2 protein-coding genes are annotated in these 2,772 nt (G+C 72.4%); both read left to right on the top strand.

What is annotated here, in order from left to right; all coding sequences use genetic code 11:
* A partial coding sequence (locus tag AC2VNT_RS09345) for a DUF6049 family protein (RefSeq protein ID WP_486946590.1) occupies nucleotides 1-1,499 on the top strand: 1,499 nt, incomplete at its 5' end.
* The coding region (gene murJ / locus AC2VNT_RS09340; protein ID WP_486946589.1) for a murein biosynthesis integral membrane protein MurJ at nucleotides 1,496-2,772 on the top strand (1,277 nt) is incomplete at its 3' end. The genes AC2VNT_RS09345 and murJ, both read left to right, overlap by 4 nt.

The raw sequence follows: 2,772 nt of genomic DNA, 5'->3' as shown, positions 1-2,772 counted from the left end.
CGATGGTCGGCGACTACGTCATCGCCGATTCCCCGGACGGAAAACCCGGCCGACCGGGCACCGGCCAGCAGATCGCGGCCGGCTGGCTGGAGCGGGTGCGGGCGCTGGCACACCGGCTGTGCACCAGCGCGATCCCGTACGCCCAGGCCGACCTCGACGCGGTGCAACGCGTGGGTGACCCGGGCCTCGCCGCGATCGCGGTGCGCCGACCCGCCGACATCGTCGACCGGATCCTGGGGATCAACTCGATCCGCGGAGTGACCCTGCTCGCCGACGGCCAGCTGACCCGGGACACCCTGACCCTGCTCGACCGGGAGGGCGAGACGGTGGCGATCACCGCGGGCGAGTGCTCCGCCGACGCACCGACCACCGCCGACGTGCGCCCGCGCCGGGTCTCCGACCAGGTCGCCGTCGCGCCGTTCGATCCGGCCGTTGGCGCCGCGCTGGCCGGGATGGGTGTCACTCCGGCGACACCGACCTATCTCGACCCGTCGCTGTCGGTGCCGCTGACCCACGACTCGGCGGTGGCCCGTCGCCAAGACGCGCTCGGCGCGCTGCTGTGGCGCGCGCTGGAGCCCGCGCAGAGCGTCGCCGACCCGCGGACCGAGATCGTGGTGCCGCCGGGCTACTGGACCCCCCGAACCGACGGTGCAGACGCCGTCCTGGCCGCGTTGGCCACCGGGCTGCGCTCCGGGCTGGCTGTCGCGGAGCCCCTCCCCGAGGTGCTCGCCGCGGCCCGAGCCGCCCAGCCGTCTCTCCCACGGCTGCCGTCCCACGAGTCGGCCGCCGCCGGCTTCGACACCCGCGTCGTCGACGGCATCGCCGGCCAGACCGGCCGACTGTGGGGCCTGACCGACGCGCTGACCACCGACCCGCGCACCGGGCTCACCGGTGACCAGTACACCGCCCCGCTCCGGGAGGACATGCTCCGGGCCCTCAGCCAGTCCGAGCCGCCGGACAGCCGCAACGACGCGGCCGAAGCCCGGCTGGCGATCACCACCCGTACCATCGACGACCTGTTCGCCGCGGTCACCATCGTCCACCCGGCCGACACCTACACGCTGGCCACCGAGCACAGCCCGATGCCGCTGGCGCTGCGCAACAACCTGCCGGTGCCGATCCGGGTCCGCCTTCAAGTCGACGCGCCCGCCGGGATGACGGTGACCGACATCGGCGAGGTCGAGCTGCCGCCGGGGTACCTGCCGCTCCGGGTGCCGGTCGAGGTCCGGTTCAACCAGAAGGTCGCCGTCGACGTCGCGCTGCAGACGCCCAACGGCCTGCCGCTGGGTGAGCCGACGCGGCTGTCGGTGCACGCCAACGCCTACGGCCGCGTGCTGTTCTTGATCACGGTGACCGCCGCAACGGTGCTGGCGGCGCTGACCGGCCGGCGGCTCTGGCACCGATTCCGCGGCCAGCCCGACCGGGCCGACCTGGACCGGCCCGAACCGCCGGGGGTCCCCGACGGCGCCGAGCCGGCCGCGCCGGGAGACCGGCGATGACCGCGCCGGGCAACCGGGCCGTGTCGTCCGCCCGGCCGGAGCTCAGCGACGCCGGGGTGGTGTCGCGATCGTGGGGGATGGCGCTGGCGACGCTGGTCAGCCGGATCACCGGGTTCATCCGCATCGTCTTCCTGGCCGCCATCCTGGGCGCGGCGCTGTCCAGTGCCTTCTCGGTTGCCAACCAGCTGCCCAACCAGATCGCCGCACTGGTGCTCGAGGCGACCTTCACCGCGATCTTCGTCCCGGTGCTGGCCCGCGCGGAGCGCGACGACGCCGACGGCGGCGCTGCCTTCGTGCGCCGCCTGGTCACCCTGGCCACCGCCCTGCTGCTGGTCACCACGGTGATATCGGTGGGTCTCGGTCCGCAGCTGGTGCGGTTGATGCTCGGCGGCGATCCGCAGGTCAACGAGCCGTTGACCATCGCGTTCGCCTACCTGCTGCTGCCCCAGGTGGTCTTCTACGGGCTGTCGTCGGTGTTCATGGCCATCTTGAACAACCGCAACATCTTCGGCCCGCCGGCCTGGGCGCCGGTGGTCAACAACGTGGTGGCGATCACCACCCTGGTGCTCTACCTGCTGGTGCCCGGCGAACTGTCGGTCGACCCGGTGCGGATGGGCAATGCCAAGCTGCTGGTGCTGGGCATCGGCACCACGCTGGGGGTGGTCGCGCAGACCGCGGTGCTGCTGGCGGCGATCCACCGCGAGCGGATCGGTCTGCGTCCGCTCTGGGGCGTCGACGACCGGCTCAAGCGGTTCGGTGCGATGGCCGCCGCGATGGTGCTCTACGTGCTGATCAGCCAGGCCGGGCTGGTGGTCACCAACCGGATCGCCAGCACCGCCGCCGCCTCCGGTCCGGCGATCTACACCTACACCTGGCTGGTGCTGATGCTGCCGTTCGGCATGATCGGGGTGACGGTGCTAACCGTGGTGATGCCGCGGCTGAGCCGGAACGCCGCCGCCGGTGACACCCCGGCGGTGCTGGCCGACTTCTCGCTGGCCACCCGGTTGATGGCGATCACGCTGATCCCAACGGTGGCGCTGATGATCGTCGGCGGCCCGGCGATCGGCAGCGCGCTCTTCGCCTACGGCAACTTCGGTGGCGTCGATGCCGGCTACCTGGGTGTGGCCGTCGCGTTGTCGGCGTTCACGCTGCTCCCCTACGGCTTGGTGCTGCTGCAGCTGCGCGTCTTCTACGCCCGGGAGCAGCCCTGGACGCCGATCCTGATCGTCGTCGTGATCACCACGGTCAAGATCATCGGGTCGGTGCTGGCGCC

This window comes from Mycobacterium sp. TH-M15, from assembly GCF_057473705.1.
Note: the sequence above shows the minus strand (reverse complement) of the source record. Positions and strands in the feature narration are given on the sequence as shown.